Raw genomic sequence first — 16,910 nt, 5'->3', positions numbered from 1 at the left:
AGTCGAGTCACACTGATGTCCATGGTTGATAAGCAGGAGCGTGAGCAGCGTCGCCGGGCCCAACGAGCTGGCGTCGAGGCGTTGGAAGCCTCGGGTGCCCTGGATGAGATCTATGCCTTGATCGACGCTGGCCAGCTCAAGCTCGACGGCGATGACGGGTTCATCCAGCAGCTGATCAAAGCCGGCCTTGAACGCGGGTTGCAGGCTGAGTTGACCGAGCATGTCGGCTATGAGAAAGGCGACCCGCAGGCCGAGTTCTATCCGAACTCGCGTAACGGCACGTTCCCGAAAACGGTCGGCACCAGCGTCGGCGATGTCGAGCTCTCGATCCCCCGGGACCGGGATGGCACTTTCACCCCGATGCTGGTGCCCAAAGGGTCCCGGCGTCTGGGGAAACTGGACGAGATGATCATCTCGCTCTATGCCGGCGGGATGACGATCCGGGACATCGAACACCATCTGACGGCAACGGTCGGCACCGAGCTGTCCCGGGAGACGATCTCCAAGATCACCGACGAGGTGATGGACGAGGTGATCGCCTGGCAGACGCGGCCACTGGAGTCCTTCTACCCGGTGATCTACCTGGATGCTCTGGTGGTCAAGGTCCGTGACGGTGCGCATGTCCGCAACCGGGCCGCTCACATCGCTGTCGGCGTCGACATGGACGGCATCAAGCATGTTCTGGGCATCTGGGTCCAGGCCACGGAGGGAGCGAAGTTCTGGGCTGGTGTTTGCGCCCAGCTGGCCAACCGCAGCATCGAGGATGTCCTCTTCGTCTGCTGCGACGGGCTGACCGGGTTCCCGGAAGCGATCGAGGCGACCTGGCCTGACTCGATCGTGCAGACCTGCGTGGTCCATCTGATTCGCGCTGCGATGCGCTTTGTCGCCTACGGGCAGCGCAAAGCCGTCGCCGCCGCGCTCAAGCCGATCTATCAAGCCGCCGACGCCGACGCTGCCAGGGCCGCGCTGGAAGCGTTCGCCGCCTCTGAGCTGGGCAAAGCGAATCCGAACACGATCCGGGTATTCACCGACGCCTGGGACCGGTTCACGCCGTTCCTGGCCTTCCCGCCGATGCTGCGCCGAGTGATCTACACCACCAACAGCATTGAGTCGCTGAACTACCAGCTGCGGAAGGTGATCAAGAACCGCGGCCACTTCCCCTCCGACGACGCCGTCGTGAAACTGCTCTGGCTGGCCATCTGCGACATCGAAGACAAACGCGCCCGCGACCGACTCCGAGAACGCGGACTCAAACGGGGATCCAAACGCAAAGCCGAAGGCCGCCTCGTCGAAGGCCAGGTCACCACTAGCTGGAAGACCGCCCTCGCCCAACTCGCGATCGCCTACCCCGACCGCATCGAACCCTACCTATGAGCAGCGCCGCTTACACAAACACCTTGACAGGCTCTACTGGATACCCGGCAGCGGCAACGGCCTTCGCTAGTCGGGCGCCGTAAGTCGCCGCGCATTCGATGACCCACAACACCTCCAGATCACCGCCGGTGCGGCGGCCTGCCCAATCGATCATCCGAGCGATGCCGGCGGACGTCGTGGGGAACTGGCCATCATCGACAGCCTCGCCGGTGGCGGCGAGGACGGCCAAGGCGTGGTTTTTGGCATGTGTATCCACGCCGATGACGAATGTATGACTTCGCGCAACGATGGTCATAGCGGTTGGATTCCTTCCTGATCCGGGAAAAAGAGGTCCGGCCGCTAGCGGCCGACACCGATCCGGGAAGAAGTCACTTCGGGGCAGGTCTGTGATGAGTCACAATCTCGTCAATAAAGACGGGGCTGGACAGTCTTCTGATCAAGCCACCGAGGCGAGCCGGGCGGTGTCGGCCACGCTGCTCAGGCGGACAAATCTCAGGAAAGGCACCCAACCGGAGGCCAAACATCACACGAGTCACGCCCAAACAGAACGGCCGACACCATTCTCGACAGCCAGTCCCAGACCAGCCACCGCAAGACTCACAGACATCACACAGGCAGCCGCAACCTCGCGAATTCTGATTTGACTACATTTTGACTACAACTGAGGAAGATCCAACTCGATCCAGTGAGATCGCCTGATACCCAAATCCCTTGATTTTCCGCGGAAGTTGGCCGACTGCCTCGAGTTATAAGGGGCCGAATTAGAGTCAAATCCCACCCGGTGCCGCCAAAGAAAATCCCTGGTTAACAGGGGTTTTCTGCTTTTGGTCGGCGCCTTGTGGTGCAACTGCTGTGCACGCCCCGAGACGTCGCCTTCGACCGTCCGATTTGATTGTTGCCCCTAGCTCTCATCGGGAAGGAGGTCAGGCGTAGCCTCAAGGCGTGAGACCAGACTCCTGGGCAATATTTACGCGACTTCAGCCGCATCGTCGACAAGGGCGTCACCGTCGAAGAAGTCGTCGCGGAGATGTTCACGTTACATGGCGACCGCGATAACCCCCGCACGCTTTGGTACTCCGCCCGTTCGGCTGTCTCCAAGCGTGTTTAGCGAGAGCCGCTGATGACGGGGGCGTCACTCGAAACCGACCGTGACCGATCCCAAGGAGAAATTGTGACGAACTACGACCCCTCAACAACCGCGATCCTGCTGGTTGACCCCTACAACGACTTCATCAGCGAGGGTGGCAAACTATGGCCTCGCGTCGCGGCCATTGCCGAAGAAGTTCACCTGCTTGAGCACCTCCGCCAGGTCGTCTCGACCGCGCGGGCCACAGGTATCCAGATTGTTTTCGTGCCTCACCACCGCTGGCAGCCCGGGGACTATGAAGATTTCCAGAACGCCACGCCCTACCAGCTGAGCTCGGCCAAGGCCCAAGTCTTCGCCAAAGGTACGTGGGGTGGCACCTTCCACGACGACTTCCTACCCCAGCCTGGTGACATCGTCGCCCTCGAACACTGGGGAGCAAGCGGCTTCGCCAACACCGACCTCGACCTCCAACTACGACAGCACGGCATTCGCCGCATCGTCCTGGTCGGCATGATCGCCAACACCTGCATCGAGTCGGCAGGTCGCTTCGGGATGGAACTCGGCTACCACGTGACCCTCGTCACCGATGCCACCAGCGCCTTCAGCCCCGAAGCAATGCACGCCGCCCACGCCATAAACGGGCCCACCTTCGCCCATGCCATCCTCACCACGGACGAGCTGATCAACCAGTTGACCGCCTGAGCACGCTGCCACACTCCACGCTCCGAAATCCCTTCGAGGTATTGAGCAGACTTCTTGCCGGGCCGAGATGCACATGGGCTATCGCCGGCTGACGCACCTCGCTAGTCGCCCGGTTTCGCCAGGAGGATGCGGAAGATCTGTCCGAGTGGGTCGGCCAACTCGTCCGCTCCGGCGGCTGCGATCGGCAGCATCGAGCCGGAGGTGCGGAGCATGACGACGCCCAGCATCGTCGCGATGGCGATCTCGGCACGGAGGAGCACCGGCGCTGTCGTGGGGTCGTCGGGGTTCCAGCCGGCGGCTGTCGCGAGCCTCTCCGCGAAGTGCTTCATCGTTCTGCGGCGAATGCCGTCGGCGTTCTCGTCACCGGAGGAACGCAACAGCAGCAGCAATTGGAGGGGGTCGTCGCCGTCGGGTGCGTTCATGACGTGGCCGACAAGGCGTTCGATCACATCATCGAGGTTGGTTGGGCGGGTCGGGGTCTGTGTGTCGAGTTCGTCGGAAGTTCGCTGCATGCACGCTTCGAAGAGGCCCTCTTTCGACGTGAAGTACCGGTTGATCAGGGCGAGGTTCACCCCGGCGTCGGCAGCGATCTGCCGAACGGTAGTGGCGCGATAGCCCGACGTGGCGAATCTTCGGCGTGCCGCCCTCACCAGCGCGCGCCGGGTCGCGTCGGCGTCCCGTCCCGATCGGACCAACTCGTCGTCCGCGCTGCGAGCCGACTCGGCGAGCGTTTCGGTGGACTCCTTGGTCACTGTGCTCATTTATCTCACTTCCCACCGGTCACTGTAGCCGTCGGTTCATCCGATGTAAACATTGGTTGACACTTGTCATCCGTTAAGGAATACTCGTCAAGTCAGCAACTGCTTACATTGCGAGGAGATACATGTCTGCCACTGTCCAGAGCCCTGCCACGGGTTCGGTTCCAACCTCGACCGGCGCCGGCCACGGTGCGAGTTCGAAGCGACCGAACAGTACGGCGATCATCCTGTTCCTGTCGCTCGGCGGCCTGTCGTTCGCGGTGCTGCAGTCGCTGGTCGCTCCGGCTCTCGGCACCATCGGCAAAGACCTGGGAGTCGCGACGGCCGACGCGAGCTGGGTGCTGACCGCCTACCTGCTCTCAGCGGCAGTGCTGACGCCGGTCCTCGGTCGCCTGGGCGACATGGTCGGCAAACGCAAGATCATCATCGTCGTGCTCGCTCTGCTGCTGGTCGGCACCGTGCTCGCGGCCCTCGCTCCCAACCTCGGTGTGCTGATCGTCGCGCGCGTGCTGCAGGGCGCGGCGGGCGCCGTGATGCCGCTATCGATCGGCATCGTGCGCGACGAACTGCCGCGCGAGCGCGTCAGCGTCACCATCGGTCTGCTTTCGGCGATCTTCGGCATCGGGGCAGGTGTCGGAATCGTCGCCGCCGGCCCGATCGTCGAAGCCCTGTCGTGGCACTGGCTGTTCTGGCTTCCGGCGGTGCTCGTCGCCATCGCCCTGCTCGGTGCCATCTTCGGAATTCCCGAGTCGCCGGTGCGCACGCCCGGCCGTCTCGACGTGCTCGGCCTGGCCATCCTCTCGATCGGCCTCGTGGCCGTGCTGCTGGCGATCAGCGAAGGCGAGAAGTGGGGCTGGGGCGACGGCAAGACCGTCGGCCTGCTCGTCGGCGGCGGCATCGCGCTCATCGTGTTCGTGTTCGTCGAACTGCGGGTCAAGAACCCACTCATCGACGTGCGCCTGTTCAAGCACCGCGGTGTCTGGACGGCCCATGTCGTCGCGCTCGCGTTCGGTTTCGCGATGTTCGGCACCTTCATCCTCGTGCCGACCCTGCTGCAGCTCCCCACCATCCTCGGCTACGGCTTCGGCAAGAGTGTCAGCGAAGCCGGTCTCTACCTGTTGCCGACCGTCGTCGCGATGATCATCGCTGGTGTCGTCGCCGGCGCTTTGATCCGCCGGATCGGCCCGAAGATCCCGATGGTCCTCGGTGGTATCTCGGTGACCGTCGCCTTCCTCATCCCGGCTCTCGGCCACTCCGACGACTGGCAGATCATCCTCTCGGGTGTGCTCACGGGCATCGGTATCGGATTCGCGCTCGCCGCGACGTCGAACGCGATCGTCGAAAGCGTCCCGGCCGCGCAGACCGGTGAGGCGATCAGCGCCAACACCGTCATCCGTACCGTCGGCAGCAGCGTCGGAACCGCCGTCATCGCCGCGGTCATCTCCTCCAACGTCTCGGCGCAGGGCGCGCCCACCGACGACGCGTTCACGATCGGATTCTGGGTCTCGGCCGGTGTCGGTGTGCTGGCGATCATCGCCGCGCTGGTCGCGCCGTCGCTGCGGGCACGTCGCGCAGAAGCGGCCGCGGCAGGCGTCGACGACTTCGACGAACTCGAGGCGTCGGCGAAGTAGGACTTGAGCGAGCGACCTCGATGGCACACGACGCATCGAGGTCGCTCGCGGTACCACCCGAAGCGGCTTTCACTTACCCCGTTGACTGTCCCAGCGAGGTTCCGGCTGGGCTGGGCATACGGAGATTCACCGCTGCGAGATCTGCATCGCGCCCTACCCGACGCGTGCGACGTTGTGGGATCCGATGCGAAAGCGGTCGGACCCGATCATCGAATCTGTTCCATTCCACTCGAGTGGGACTCGCGGTTTGCTTGCGGACGCAAGGGATATGGTGTGGCCATGCTTGATTTCAATGAGGATGAGGATCGCCTGTGGCGAACGCTCATGCGTCTGAACGGCGCCCTGCCTCGGCTCCTCGATGACGATCTCCGTGCCCTGGGGCTCACGCTGTCGGAGTTCGCGGTTCTCCTCGTTCTTTCCGAGGCGAAGAGCGAGGACCTTTCGATGAGCGGGCTCGCCTCGGTTGCCGGGCTCTCCCCTTCGCGGACGACCCGGGTCGTTGCCGATTTGGAACGGAGAGGTTTCGCCGAGAAGGTCAGGAGCAATGTCGACGCGCGGAGCGCCGTGCCGAGCGTGACGCAAAAGGGGCGGGACATGATCACCAGGGCGTATCCGGTACAGGTCGACCGGGCTCGCGAGGCGCTCTTCGACCATCTCGAACCTGCGCAGGTCAAGGCCGCTGCCGACATGTTGGAACCATTTCTTGGTCGGGTCCGCGAGTCCAATCGTCCGGCCTGATCGTGACAGGTGTCGCTGACCCGAGTCAATTTCCGTAGGTGGGCAGGATCGCACCGCTCACTGGAGCGGTGTCGTCGAGTGCGAGAGCGACGATGACGTCGGCGATCGCCTCCGGTGCCACTGCATGGTGCCAGACCTCGGGCGGAAAAGACGCACGAGCGAATGGGCTGTCGATCAGTTGCGGCGCTACCGCGTTGACTCGGATGCCGCTAGATCGCAGTTCGTTATCCAGTATGCGCACGAGATGCACCAGGGCCGCCTTGCTCAGGCTGTAGGTCAATGTGCCGGGAGACGCGTCGAGGCCGTTGCGTGCTGCGACATGGACGATCGAGCCTGATCCACGCTCGCGCATATGCGGCACAACTGCCTGGCTCAGCCACAGGGCCGCGCCCACGTTGACAGCCATCATCCGGGTCAGCGAGTCAGGAGTCGCTCCGCTCAGGTCGTCAAGCCCGAACGCACCGATCGTGTTGACCAGAACGCCCGGCGGACCGTATTGTGCGACGATCCGTTCGACAACCGCGGCAGCGGCGTCTGGATCGGTGGGGTCGGCGACTTCGCGGTGGATGCCGGTTGGCACTTGTTCGAGTCCGCTCTTGTTTCGGTCGACGGCGACGACCGAAAAGCCTTTGCCTGCGAGACCGACCGCGACCGCCCGCCCTAACGCTCCGCCCGCGCCCACCACTATCGCAACTTCTGCTTCGTCCATGGGGTCCTCCATATCCTCGACCCGAGACACACTAGTGCTTGCGCACGCAAATAAAAAGGTCTAGCGTCGCGAGCGTATGACCACCGTGCGAGCACGGCTCGCACCAACTGCGAAGGAAGTACACGATGTCCGATACGGTCGCCTCTCCCGCTCTCCCGGATTACGCGCCACTGCCCGAATCCGCGCTCGGCCCCACCGTGAATGAGCACGGTTTCCACGTCGGCCGAGTGGAAAGGAATCTCTTTTGGGTGACTGACAGTGTCTATGTCGCGGCGTTCCTGGCCACAGTGGACGGTGTCGTTCTCTTCGATGCGCCGCCCACTCTCGGCCACAACCTTCAGCGCGCGATCGACGAGATCACCGAGGAACAGGGCACCCCGAACACGGTGACGCACCTGGTCTATTCACACCACCACGCGGACCATGCCGGCGCAGCGAACCTCTTCCCGAAGGCGACTCTGATCGGCCACGCGGAGACCAGACGGCTGCTCCTCCGCGACGACGATCCGACCCGACCCGCACCGGATGTCACCTTTGCCGACACGTACAGGCTCGAAGTCGGAGGCGAGCGGGTCAACCTCGCATTCCACGGTGCGAATCACACTCCCGACAACATCTTCATCCATTTCCCTGGCCACGACGCCCTCATGCTGATCGACATCGTCAACCCCGGCTGGGTTCCGATCTTCAACACGAACCTCAGCGAGGACATGCCGGGATACATCGAAGCGGCCGCGCAAGCGCTGGAGTACTCGTGGACGCATCTCATCGCCGGCCATCTCGGAAGGCTCGGTACCCGCGCCGACGTCGAACTGCACCAGGCGTACATCGCCGACATCGTCGCTGCATCGGCTGCCGCGTTGGCATCGGTCGACCCCACCCAGTACTTCGTGAAGTACGGGGCGAACGCGTGGGGCTGGGTCAACGGGTATCTCACTGAGATCACCACCACCGCCACCCGACCAGTCGTGGAGAAGTACACCGGAGTACTTGCTGCCGCGGACATCGAGGCGCTCACCTACACGACCACGTTCATGCTCATGCAGTCGCTCCGACTCGACAAAGGCGTGGGCTCGCAGGTTCACCCGTAAGGAGCAGAGAAATGACCAGTGAACAACGTCGTGACCCGAGTACCGATCCGCTACTCACGCCGGAGAACTCGGCACTCGTGGTCATCGATTTCCAGCCCACTCAGGTCTCCGACATCCGCTCAATGGACCCACGCTGCTCACGCGAAACTCTGTCAGCCTCGCGAAGATCGCCAAAGTTTTCGGCATGCCCGTCGTTCTGTCGACCGTCAATGTAGGGAATGGGCTCGCGCCGACCATCCCGGAACTGAAGGCCGTGCTGGCCGACGAAATCGAGATCGACCGCACGCAGATCAATGCGTGGGAGGACATCGAGTTCCGCGCTGCAATCGAAAGCACCGGGCGACGCAAGTTGCTGATGTGTGCTCTCTGGACCGAGGCGTGTCTGACCTACCCCACTCTCGACGCTCTACGCGAAGGCTTCGACGTCTACCCCGTGGTCGATGCTGTGGGGGGCACCTCTGAGGAGGCCCACCGCGCCGGGCTCAGGCGCATCGAACAAGCCGGTGCGCAGCCGGTGAGTTGGGTATCAGTTGCGTGCGAACTTCAACGTGACTGGGCACGGGCGCAGACAGCCGGGAAAATTCGCGACATCGTGGTCGGCCGTCTCACGAACGAAGCTGAATAGTGCTGGAACGCGTGCCAGCGTACCCGACATCACGTGATGGGAGGGAAGCGCTCGGTATCGAGGCCCGGCACGACTACGGCGCTGGGGTTCCCGTGAACCCGCATGAGTTGCTCGGCGATGAAGTCGGTCACGCCGGTCGCTAACAGCTGTCGCGGGTCTTCGAGGGTAAGTCGCAGTCGGGTGATCATGGTCACCCAGTCGTCGCGGCCGCGGATGGGCGGAAACTCCGAGACCTCCATCGCGCCTTCGCGAAGTTCGGCTCCCAGCAACGGTGGCTCGGCGAAGCGGGGGTAGCCGTCGAACATCAGAGGCGCCAGTTCGACCGACGACATCACCCGTGCCAGGAGCCACCGCAGCGGCGCTTCAGCGGCGACGACTCCGCTCAGGTCATCGCCGTGCGGCGGGTCGAACCCCGGCGCGGTGGGCATGATGAACGTCCGGTCGAGGGCGAGGCGGTTCTCCGACAGATGCCGCAACACGCGCACGAGACTCGTCGTCGACTTGGTGAGGCCGGCGGTGGGGCGACCCTGCCGGCCGGTGATCACGAAAAGCACACGATCCCAGTCGAGGCCGACCCGGCCTGTCCACTGTCGCAGTCGGAACGCGTGGTCGAGCGCATACAGGGCGAACGTTGCGACCATGAGCTTGTTGCCCGACACCGGAAACTCGGCCGTGTTTACCTCGAGGTAGTCACGGCGGAGGGATTCGGGTGAGAGGTACCCGGGTTCGTGGAGGGTGCGCTCGAGGTAGCTGATCGCGAGCGCGCAGGCGTAGTCGACCATCGTAGCGATGGCTTCTTCGCGGCCGGCGAAGGCTGGGATGTCGAGTTCCCGACCCCACAGCGCGGCCGTGCTGCTGGCGCGAACCTCCCGCGTGCGTTCGAGAAGCCGGCCCGCGTCGTCGCGCCATAGTGCCTCTTCTCCGCGCTGCTTGAGGGCGACGAGAGTTCCGAGCGCCGGCCCCAGGTGGGAGATGGCGGTGAGCTCGGTGAACCCGGGGATCTGCAGGCGGAACCCCTGCACTTGCGGTGTCAGGCCGTCACCCGGATAGAACGCGATGTGCGTCGAGGTCGCAACGATCAGAGGATCGGCAGTGTGCTCGCGCAGCGAGAGCACGGAGAGGTGGTCTGCGATCGAGTCGCGTCCGGGCGTCTTCGAGTCGCTGTAGGCGGCGAAGAGCCTACGGAACTGCGGGTCCTCGAAGAACGTGTTCTCGCCGGGTGTCATTCTGACCCCTTTGCTGTGCCGTCATCGAACGAGTAGATGACGATGTCGGCCGCGAACGTGCTGCCTGGTCGCGGCACGGCGGCCAGCCCGTTCGACACCGCGAATCTGCGGCCAGGCAGTACGGCGACGTCAGTGCCTCCCGTGGTGCGGAACCCGCCGACGCGGGTGAGCATCCCGCCACTCCACCGATAGACATGCGACATCAGGTCGGATTGCGGGTCGGCCGGCGTGCCGTGGATGAAGTCGACTCGCAGCACATAGGCGCCGTTCGCGGTGTCGATGCGCGCGAACTCCCTGCCCCCAGCCCCTCCCGGGAGCACCGCATGCTCACTCATCCGTTCGCCGTTCCAGTGCAGCAGGAGCGAGTCGCCGTCGATGCGTGCGATGGCAAGGTAGGTGCCGGTCGAATCGTTCAGCAGGAGGAACGCTCGACCGCCGGCACGCATCAGCTCCTGGTGTTCGACGAAACGACCGCCCTCGAATCGATAGAGCCGACTCGGAGCCGCATGGTCGGCATGCGCCAGATAGGTGACACCCTCCATCTCGAAGACGGCGATGTTGTAGCCGGCGACCGAGGAGAGATCCTGAAACGGTGTGAATCGGTCGTCGTCCCAGCGCAACACCGTGCTGGTCCGCGTGCCGCCCGGCGCGTTCTGGGCGATCGCGAGGTAGTCGTCGCCGCGAATCCGGAAATGTCGGATCTCCTTGGCCGCGAACGTGTCGAACTCTTGGAATGGAACGAACGAGGAGCCGTCGTGCGCGAAGAGTCGTGAGGTCGTGGCGAAATCGTATGGTCCCGAACCCGACCGGATGGAGGCGACGGCTGCGAAAACTCGGCTGCCGATCGTGAACACCTCGACGTCCTCGCCGCCGCCGACGGGCAACTCGCCAGCCGGGACGAATCCTCGGCGCCCCTCCCTCAACAGCTGAACCGCGCTGTCGGAGCTTCCTCCGTTGATGCCGTCTGGCGTGCCGGGCGAATCGGCGGCGAGTTGTGGGACGGCGAGCCACAGTTCGCCGGACAGGAGGAACGGCTCGACCGCGCGCGCTCCGGTCGTCGGAATCCGCTGCAGTTCGGTGATCAGCGGGTGGCCGAGTGCACCCTGGTCGATGGCCACGGACTCAGTGCCCGAAGAACAGCACGTCGGGGGAGTGCACCAGTATCGTCTCCCGGTCGGCGGGATCGGGCGCCCATTCGGCGAGCAGGTTCATCAACTCGCCCGTGTCGCGTTGCCCGTCAGGGAGGTGCGGCCAGTCGCTGCCCCAGATGAGACGATCCGGTCGGGCATCCACCAAGGCGCGCGCGAGTGGTGTGACGGTGCTCATGGGTTCGTCTGCTGCGACACGGTAGGCGCCGCTGAGCTTGATCCAGCAGTTGCCGGCCGAGAGCGCGTCCAGAATGCCCTGGACGCCCTCGTCGCCGAATCCGTCGGATCGTTTCAGGTAGCCCAGGTGGTCGACGACGAACGGTACGTCGAGATCGCCGAGGCGCGGAAGCAGCGCGTGCACGACGGCACCCGGCGCGTAGAACTGAAGGTGCCAGCCCAAGGGTCGCGCGAGGCGCGCCATCTGACGGATGTAGGCGTGCGTTTCATCGACGGGCCGGTCGCGCCGCTGAAACAGGTCGAGCCTGATGGCGCGTGCGCCTCGACGGTCATACGACTCGAGCGTGGCGTTGTCGACGTCGTCGCGCACCCGGATCACGGCGCGCGCCCGGTCGCCCAGCCGACCCACGACATCCATCGCCAGCGTGTCATCGTCACCATAGTAGGTGGGCTGCACGATCACCATGCGGCCGATACCCAGCACCTCGGTCAGCGCGAGATATTTCGCCAGGGAGGCGTCGGGAAAGGTGTACTGCGGGTTCTCAACCGCGGGGTACCCCGCCTCGAAGATGTGGAAGTGCGTGTCGCATGCGCCCGCGGGCACGGCGAATGCCGGCGGGGTGTTGGTTTCGGCCGCGCGCATCGGCGTAGTGACCGAAAACGGAAGATCCACTGTCGCCTCGAATCATTCGGGCGTCGCGGCGGCAAGCCATTCGGCTGCCCGCGTCGACGCGGCACTGTAGAGGAAGCCGGAATCGGTGCCTGTCAGCACGAGTGGACAGAGCCCGGCCTGAAGGAAGCGCCGCATCGCGGGCCCGGGCGGGACGCCACCGATCATGCCCAGCGTGCCCTCGGCGTGCACCGCGGTGACGAGCTCGGCGACCGCAGCGGCGATACGTGGGTCGTCGTAGTCTCCGGGGATGCCGAGTTCGGCGGAGAGGTCGTTGGCCCCGATGCCGACGATGTCGACTCCCGCAACCGCGGCGATCTCGGCCATGTTCGCAACACCGCGCGGCGACTCGATGAGAACTTTCACGATCGTCGATGCGTCGGTTGCGGGATTCAGGTCGGCCGCCGATGCCGGCGTCATTCCGCGTTGCGGCAATTGGGTCACCGCTGAGCGATGGCCGCGGGGAGGGAACCGGCAGGCGTCGACCAGGGTCCGCGCGTCGTCGGCAGTCTCCACTCGGGGTGCGATGATCCCGTCGGCGCCGCCGTCGAGCAGCCGGCCGATCATGCCGTACTCGCGCTCCGGAACGCGCACCAGCGACGTGAGTCCGAGGTCGTGTGCCGCCGCGGCCAGAGTGGCGGCCGTGTCGGTCGACATCGTCGAATGTTCGAGGTCGATCATGACGCAGTGGTGCCCGGTCGAAGCGGCGATGCGCACCGCATCCGTGCTTCGACTCATGCGGATGCCGAACATCAGCTGGGGTTCGCCGAGGTGCAGCGCCTGGAGCAGTGGGGCTGTCGGTGAGGATTGCATGCGGTTCCTTCGCTAACCGACGGCCGATGGAATCTCGACGTAGGCATCCGCGATGAGGAGTGCCTCGTCGAACAGTTTGACTCGCTCCGGATGAAACGCGTACAGAGCGGAGCCGTGGGTGAGAACGACGTCGTCGTACGTCTCGTTTTCGCCGGCGACATCGGGAAAACGCGACCGGAAGCAGGCCAGTACAGCGTCGCCGTCACCGGGCGCAACCTCTTCGAGCCGCCCGAACAGCTGCACGCCCCGTCGTCGCTCCCGCGTCTGATGGGAGTCGAACACGGCGACCGCGGCCGATGGATTCAGGCCCGCATGCGTCGCATGTTCGCTGGTCGTGGGCGACAGCAGGTAGATCGCGAAATCGGCACTGAAGGCGAAGAACGCGGTGTTGATGTGCGCTTCGCCGTCGGGCGACACCGTGGCGAGGCTGAGGAGCCGACTGGTCGAAAGGATCTCGCGCAGTGACCTCGACTGCAGGTCATCCAGTTCGCTCGCGAACGACGCCGTCGCCGCACTCATGCCGAGCCATCCGATACCGCGAGCTCCGCGCGCAGGAAGTCGATCGTGAGGGTCGCCATCGGCACCGTCGTCCAGTACTTCTCCTCGCCGCTCTTCACTGCGATGTCGCCATGACCGGCGCCGCGCACGAGCACGCGTCGGCTTCGTGCGCCAGCGCGTAGCAGCGCGTCGTGCAGGATGCTGGTCTGCACCGGAGAGACGATGCGGTCGTCGGTGCCGTGGAAGATCAGGAACGACGCGGAAGCGGGTCCCGCCAGACGCGCGGGGTCGGCGGCATGCACTGCGTCCGGGTCGTCGTCGAGAACGGAGGCCGCGGGGCCGATGCTGAATTTGGCGAGCGCGTTGCCGGGTACCAGCGTCTTGGCCACCGTCTCCTCGTCGAATCCCTCGTTGATGCGAAAGAGGTCGGACGCCCCGAATTTATCCACGACCGCGCGGATGGGCGACCCCTCTTCTCCCCAGCGCGACTCGTCGCCTCCCACCCCGGCCATGGCCACCAGGTATCCGCCTGCCGACTCGCCCCAGAGCCCGACGCGTCGCGGGTCGATCGCGTACTGGTTCGCGTGCTCGCGCAGGTAGCGCACGGCGTCCGCCAGGTCATCGAGCGCATCCTGATAGGTCGCGCCGTGGCGAACCGTGCGGTACTCGATACTCGCGACGACGAATCCGGATGCTGCCACGTAGCGTCGCATCCGTGCGCCACCGGCTTTGGGAGCCATGATGAATCCGCCTCCGGGAACGAAGACGACGAGTGGGTGCGGTCCGGGCTGCTGCGGAATCATCAGATCGAGTCGTAGCCGGAGGGACTTGCCTTCACGGGTGGTGCGCCGAGCGTATTCGACGTTGCGCACGAGCCTCACGCCTTTCGCCTGCGGGAGCTGCTGCGACGAGTCTGCGTCGATCGTCTCGCTCGCCTCGCCGTCGGGCGGGGCTGCCTGTGTGGAGATCGGGATTGGGTGACCTTGCAACGCCGCGAGTCGCGTCATCAGTGTGGGGATGTTCATCGAACGGACTTCACTCGCGAGATCACGAACGCTGCGACAACAACGGCGATGATGCCGCCCACGAAGAGGGCGCTGTACCCGAGCGTCGCGATCAGGATGCCGCCCACGGCGCTGCTGAGCGCTTGCGGCAGATTGGTGGCGATGTTGAGGATGCCGAGGTCTTTGCCGGCGGTCGCACCGTCTTTGGGGAGCACCTCGGTCATGAGGGCCGTATCGCACGCGGTGTAAAGGCCGAAGCCGATGCCTGCGATGGCGCTCATCAGCATCATGCCCCCGACCGATGGCAGGAGGAGTGGGATCACCAGACCGACGGCGATGAATCCGGATGCCACATACACGAACACCTTGCGTCGCCCCGCCCGGTCGCTCCACACCCCGCCGACCACGACCGAGACGATGGTCGTCACGAGTGTGATCACGGCGAGCAGGCCGATCGTCTTGTTGGCGTCTGCAACGCTCAGGTGGATGTAGTCGGTGAGGATGAAGAGCTGAAAGAAGAGCACGAGGAAGTAGCCGAGGATGAAACAGAACCGTGCCGCGAACGCCCAGGCGAAATCGGGGTAGCGCCGCGGGCTGACCCAGAATCCGCCGACGAACGCGCGCCAGGTGAGCCTGTCCGTTCGGGATGCTGCGCTCGAGTAGTCGCGGTTGACGAGCACGAACACCAGCGCGACCACCAAGATCGTCCCGCCGAAGATCGCGTAGGCGATGCCGATCTGCGCCGCCAGGTTTGCGGCCACGATGACGCCGATCGTCAGGCCGGCCGAGGTGCCGATACCGAACATGGCGCTTGCAACGCCTCGACGCTCGCGCGGGTACCGGTCGGGCACAATCGCGGTGAACGGGCCCTGCATGGCGTTGAGGCAGATCTGACCCACGATGATGAAGACGCCGACCCACACCACTGAGGTGAGTGCGCCCGTGAAAGCGACGATCACGCCACCGGTCGCACCACCCAGGATGATCCACGGGCCGCGTCGACCGAGCCGTGAGCGCGTGCGGTCGCTGAAGGTGCCGATGATCGGCTGGGTCACCAGGGTGAACAGCAGCGAAACCGTCGCGATGATCGATAGGTCGGCCACCTTGTGTGACGCATCGAGCGTGGTCAGCTGATTGGGCAGGAGTACTTGGAGCACGCCCGCGTAGCTGGCGAACATGACGAACGCGAGTACCGCCATCGACGGCAGGAGTCGACGGGGTGACTGTGGGCTGCGAAAGGAAGTCGGATCATCGACTCGATCGGTGAGCGGTGCGGACACGGATTCTCCTCGTCGTTGAGAAGCTGCGGATGGGGGCGCCGCGTGGCGGCATTCCTTCAGGATGCACCGAATCCTGATTTATTTCTAGTATCTAACTAAAGGAATTTCTCGGGATCGCCGAGCACGCGCTGTTGCGCGCCTTCGATACCGCCGATCAATGCAGCATCGGCGCTCAGGAGGCCGGGGATCACCAGTGTTTCGAGTTCGCCCGAGCGTGCAGCGAACGGGCGGTTTCCACGAAAAGCCGCTTCGACCGAGTCGGCCAACGGTGCCCACTGCCCGCCGACGACGATGACCGCCGGATCGATCGCCATGCTCAGGATCTCGAGGGCGCGAGCGATCCACGGGACTGCGGCGTTCCACGCCGCGCTGGCCGCAGGGTCACCCGACCGGATGCGCGTCACGAACTCCGAGAGGCTCGGCACCATCCCGGACGATCCCGGCTCAACCTGTGCAGAGAGTGCTTCCAAGCCCGCGACCGTGACCAGGCAGCCCTGCTGTCCGCACTCGCACTGCAGCCCGCCGGGCACGACGGCGAGGTGGCCCAGGGATCCGCCGAATCCGTGGGCGCCCTCCACGACTTCACCAGCCACGACCAGGGCACCGCCAATAGTGGTGTTGTCGCCCTTGATGAAGATGGCGTGGCCGGGTGTGCCGATTCGTCGCAGCTCGGCGAGGGCGGCAAGCGGAGCATCCGACGACAGTTGAAACCTGACCCTGGTGAGCTCGGGCACCCGTCGGCGGAGTGCGCCCAGCACATCCACCGAAGCCCAGCCCATGTGGGCGTCACCCAAAACGCGCGAGGGTTCGCCGCCAACAGGTGATTGGGTGACGATCGTGGCGTCGACGATGTCGCACGCCGCCGCCTTGGCCGTCTCGATCAGAGAGGCGATCACCGTTGCGGATGCGTCCAGCACGGTGTCGGGGTCGCCGAAAGCCGCGTGATGCGCTACTGACTGCCGCGCTACCTCCGCTCCGCCGAGCGTCGTGACCACTCCGGTGATCTCGTCAGAGGCGATCTGCAACACCAGAAGCCCGATGTGCTCACCGGTCAACTCGAGGTTGGTGCGGGGTCGGCCTCGAGCGCCGACCACGCTCGTCGTCTCGCGTACCAGACCGGCCTCATGAAGGATTTGCACGAGCGGGGTGATCGAGCCGCGCTTCAACCCGGTCTGCTCAGCGAGATCACTCCGCGAGCTTGGGCCGGCCGACGCAAGATGGCGCATCATGATGCTGAGATTGTGGCGGCGCACATCCGCGCTCGCCAGCCCGTTCGGGGAGTCGGCCATGCCCTGATGTTAGTCACTGGCGAAGCGGTAGCGGCGGGACCAGGATGGGACGAGTTGCTTACGAAAGTTCGGAAGGCCAGCTTCCTTTAA

The 16,910-nt window shown here is 64.7% G+C and carries 16 protein-coding genes and 1 pseudogene; 6 read left to right on the top strand and 11 right to left on the bottom strand.

Features of this window, described 5'->3' with window-relative positions; genetic code table 11:
- Positions 1-15 precede the first annotated feature (15 nt).
- Positions 16-1,374, top strand: a complete 1,359-nt coding sequence (locus ACPPVQ_RS17445; protein WP_426516393.1) for an IS256 family transposase — start codon at positions 16-18, stop codon at positions 1,372-1,374.
- A gap of 34 nt (positions 1,375-1,408) precedes the next feature.
- Here the strand turns inward: ACPPVQ_RS17445 and ACPPVQ_RS17440 are convergent.
- Positions 1,409-1,669: pseudogene (locus tag ACPPVQ_RS17440) on the bottom strand (IS110 family transposase); the annotation flags it as partial.
- Positions 1,670-2,545: 876 nt separating this feature from the next.
- On the opposite strand from ACPPVQ_RS17440, the gene ACPPVQ_RS17435 reads away from it, so the two are divergent.
- Positions 2,546-3,163 carry an isochorismatase family cysteine hydrolase gene (locus ACPPVQ_RS17435; RefSeq protein WP_426516392.1) on the top strand — a complete coding sequence of 206 codons (618 nt, stop codon included), beginning with the start codon at positions 2,546-2,548 and terminating at the stop codon, positions 3,161-3,163.
- A gap of 101 nt (positions 3,164-3,264) precedes the next feature.
- On the opposite strand, the gene ACPPVQ_RS17430 is transcribed toward ACPPVQ_RS17435, so the two are convergent.
- Positions 3,265-3,924 carry a TetR/AcrR family transcriptional regulator gene (locus ACPPVQ_RS17430; protein ID WP_426516391.1) on the bottom strand — a complete coding sequence of 220 codons (660 nt, stop codon included), beginning with the start codon at positions 3,922-3,924 and terminating at the stop codon, positions 3,265-3,267.
- A gap of 122 nt (positions 3,925-4,046) precedes the next feature.
- Here ACPPVQ_RS17430 and ACPPVQ_RS17425 point away from each other — a divergent pair, with 122 nt between their 5' ends.
- Both ACPPVQ_RS17425 and ACPPVQ_RS17420 read left to right on the top strand, forming a co-directional pair.
- Complete coding sequence (locus ACPPVQ_RS17425) at positions 4,047-5,552, top strand: MFS transporter (protein ID WP_426516390.1); 1,506 nt, start codon at positions 4,047-4,049, stop codon at positions 5,550-5,552.
- Between the two features lie 279 nt (positions 5,553-5,831).
- Positions 5,832-6,290, top strand: a complete 459-nt coding sequence (locus ACPPVQ_RS17420; protein WP_426521309.1) for a MarR family winged helix-turn-helix transcriptional regulator — start codon at positions 5,832-5,834, stop codon at positions 6,288-6,290.
- A gap of 25 nt (positions 6,291-6,315) precedes the next feature.
- Here the strand turns inward: ACPPVQ_RS17420 and ACPPVQ_RS17415 are convergent, their stop codons facing one another.
- Positions 6,316-6,999 carry an SDR family NAD(P)-dependent oxidoreductase gene (locus ACPPVQ_RS17415; RefSeq protein WP_426516389.1) on the bottom strand — a complete coding sequence of 228 codons (684 nt, stop codon included), beginning with the start codon at positions 6,997-6,999 and terminating at the stop codon, positions 6,316-6,318.
- A 248-nt stretch (positions 7,000-7,247) separates the two neighbouring features.
- Here ACPPVQ_RS17415 and ACPPVQ_RS17410 point away from each other — a divergent pair, with 248 nt between their 5' ends.
- Positions 7,248-8,090, top strand: coding sequence for an MBL fold metallo-hydrolase (locus ACPPVQ_RS17410; protein ID WP_426516388.1), 843 nt, complete (start codon positions 7,248-7,250; stop codon positions 8,088-8,090).
- Between the two features lie 133 nt (positions 8,091-8,223).
- Positions 8,224-8,715: an isochorismatase family protein gene (locus ACPPVQ_RS17405; RefSeq protein ID WP_426521307.1), complete on the top strand. Its 492-nt coding sequence runs from the start codon at positions 8,224-8,226 to the stop codon at positions 8,713-8,715.
- Positions 8,716-8,744: 29 nt separating this feature from the next.
- Here the strand turns inward: ACPPVQ_RS17405 and ACPPVQ_RS17400 are convergent, their stop codons facing one another.
- The 8 genes from ACPPVQ_RS17400 to ACPPVQ_RS17365 all read right to left on the bottom strand — a co-directional run bounded on the left by ACPPVQ_RS17400 (position 8,745) and on the right by ACPPVQ_RS17365 (position 16,820).
- Positions 8,745-9,941: a DUF5624 domain-containing protein gene (locus ACPPVQ_RS17400; protein ID WP_426516387.1), complete on the bottom strand. Its 1,197-nt coding sequence runs from the start codon at positions 9,939-9,941 to the stop codon at positions 8,745-8,747.
- A complete protein-coding gene (locus ACPPVQ_RS17395) occupies positions 9,938-11,059 on the bottom strand; it encodes a hypothetical protein (protein WP_426516386.1) in 1,122 nt (373 codons plus the stop codon). Before ACPPVQ_RS17395 ends, ACPPVQ_RS17400 begins: the two co-directional genes overlap by 4 nt.
- A 4-nt stretch (positions 11,060-11,063) precedes the next feature.
- Positions 11,064-11,909 carry an amidohydrolase family protein gene (locus ACPPVQ_RS17390; RefSeq protein ID WP_426516385.1) on the bottom strand — a complete coding sequence of 282 codons (846 nt, stop codon included), beginning with the start codon at positions 11,907-11,909 and terminating at the stop codon, positions 11,064-11,066.
- A gap of 42 nt (positions 11,910-11,951) precedes the next feature.
- Positions 11,952-12,749, bottom strand: coding sequence for an HpcH/HpaI aldolase family protein (locus ACPPVQ_RS17385; protein WP_426516384.1), 798 nt, complete (start codon positions 12,747-12,749; stop codon positions 11,952-11,954).
- Between the two features lie 12 nt (positions 12,750-12,761).
- Positions 12,762-13,268, bottom strand: a complete 507-nt coding sequence (locus ACPPVQ_RS17380; RefSeq protein ID WP_426516383.1) for a pyridoxamine 5'-phosphate oxidase family protein — start codon at positions 13,266-13,268, stop codon at positions 12,762-12,764.
- Complete coding sequence (locus ACPPVQ_RS17375) at positions 13,265-14,272, bottom strand: alpha/beta hydrolase fold domain-containing protein (protein ID WP_426516382.1); 1,008 nt, start codon at positions 14,270-14,272, stop codon at positions 13,265-13,267. Before ACPPVQ_RS17375 ends, ACPPVQ_RS17380 begins: the two co-directional genes overlap by 4 nt.
- Entirely contained in the window at positions 14,269-15,450 is a 1,182-nt protein-coding gene (locus ACPPVQ_RS17370; RefSeq protein ID WP_426516381.1) for an MFS transporter, read from the bottom strand. Before ACPPVQ_RS17370 ends, ACPPVQ_RS17375 begins: the two co-directional genes overlap by 4 nt.
- Before the next feature lie 176 nt (positions 15,451-15,626).
- Positions 15,627-16,820 (bottom strand): ROK family protein, encoded by a 1,194-nt coding sequence (locus tag ACPPVQ_RS17365; protein WP_426516380.1) that lies wholly within the window; start codon positions 16,818-16,820, stop codon positions 15,627-15,629.
- Between the last annotated feature and the right edge of the window lie 90 nt (positions 16,821-16,910).

Origin of the sequence: Leifsonia sp. McL0618 (genome assembly GCF_049994905.1) — a bacterium.
In the GTDB taxonomy this organism is placed as follows: Bacteria; Actinomycetota; Actinomycetes; order Actinomycetales; family Microbacteriaceae; genus Diaminobutyricibacter.
This window is presented reverse-complemented; position numbering and strand designations above follow the sequence as displayed.

Excerpts from the sequence above, each read along its gene's own strand:
- ACPPVQ_RS17445 (WP_426516393.1), top strand. The coding sequence starts at position 16 with ATGTCCATGGTTGATAAGCAGGAGCGTGAGCAGCGTCGCCGGGCCCAA.
- ACPPVQ_RS17430 (WP_426516391.1), bottom strand. The coding sequence starts at position 3,924 with ATGAGCACAGTGACCAAGGAGTCCACCGAAACGCTCGCCGAGTCGGCT.
- ACPPVQ_RS17425 (WP_426516390.1), top strand. The coding sequence starts at position 4,047 with ATGTCTGCCACTGTCCAGAGCCCTGCCACGGGTTCGGTTCCAACCTCG.
- ACPPVQ_RS17420 (WP_426521309.1), top strand. The coding sequence starts at position 5,832 with ATGCTTGATTTCAATGAGGATGAGGATCGCCTGTGGCGAACGCTCATG.
- ACPPVQ_RS17415 (WP_426516389.1), bottom strand. The coding sequence starts at position 6,999 with ATGGACGAAGCAGAAGTTGCGATAGTGGTGGGCGCGGGCGGAGCGTTA.
- ACPPVQ_RS17400 (WP_426516387.1), bottom strand. The coding sequence starts at position 9,941 with ATGACACCCGGCGAGAACACGTTCTTCGAGGACCCGCAGTTCCGTAGG.
- ACPPVQ_RS17390 (WP_426516385.1), bottom strand. The coding sequence starts at position 11,909 with ATGCGCGCGGCCGAAACCAACACCCCGCCGGCATTCGCCGTGCCCGCG.
- ACPPVQ_RS17385 (WP_426516384.1), bottom strand. The coding sequence starts at position 12,749 with ATGCAATCCTCACCGACAGCCCCACTGCTCCAGGCGCTGCACCTCGGC.
- ACPPVQ_RS17380 (WP_426516383.1), bottom strand. The coding sequence starts at position 13,268 with ATGAGTGCGGCGACGGCGTCGTTCGCGAGCGAACTGGATGACCTGCAG.
- ACPPVQ_RS17375 (WP_426516382.1), bottom strand. The coding sequence starts at position 14,272 with ATGAACATCCCCACACTGATGACGCGACTCGCGGCGTTGCAAGGTCAC.
- ACPPVQ_RS17370 (WP_426516381.1), bottom strand. The coding sequence starts at position 15,450 with ATGGCGGTACTCGCGTTCGTCATGTTCGCCAGCTACGCGGGCGTGCTC.
- ACPPVQ_RS17365 (WP_426516380.1), bottom strand. The coding sequence starts at position 16,820 with ATGGCCGACTCCCCGAACGGGCTGGCGAGCGCGGATGTGCGCCGCCAC.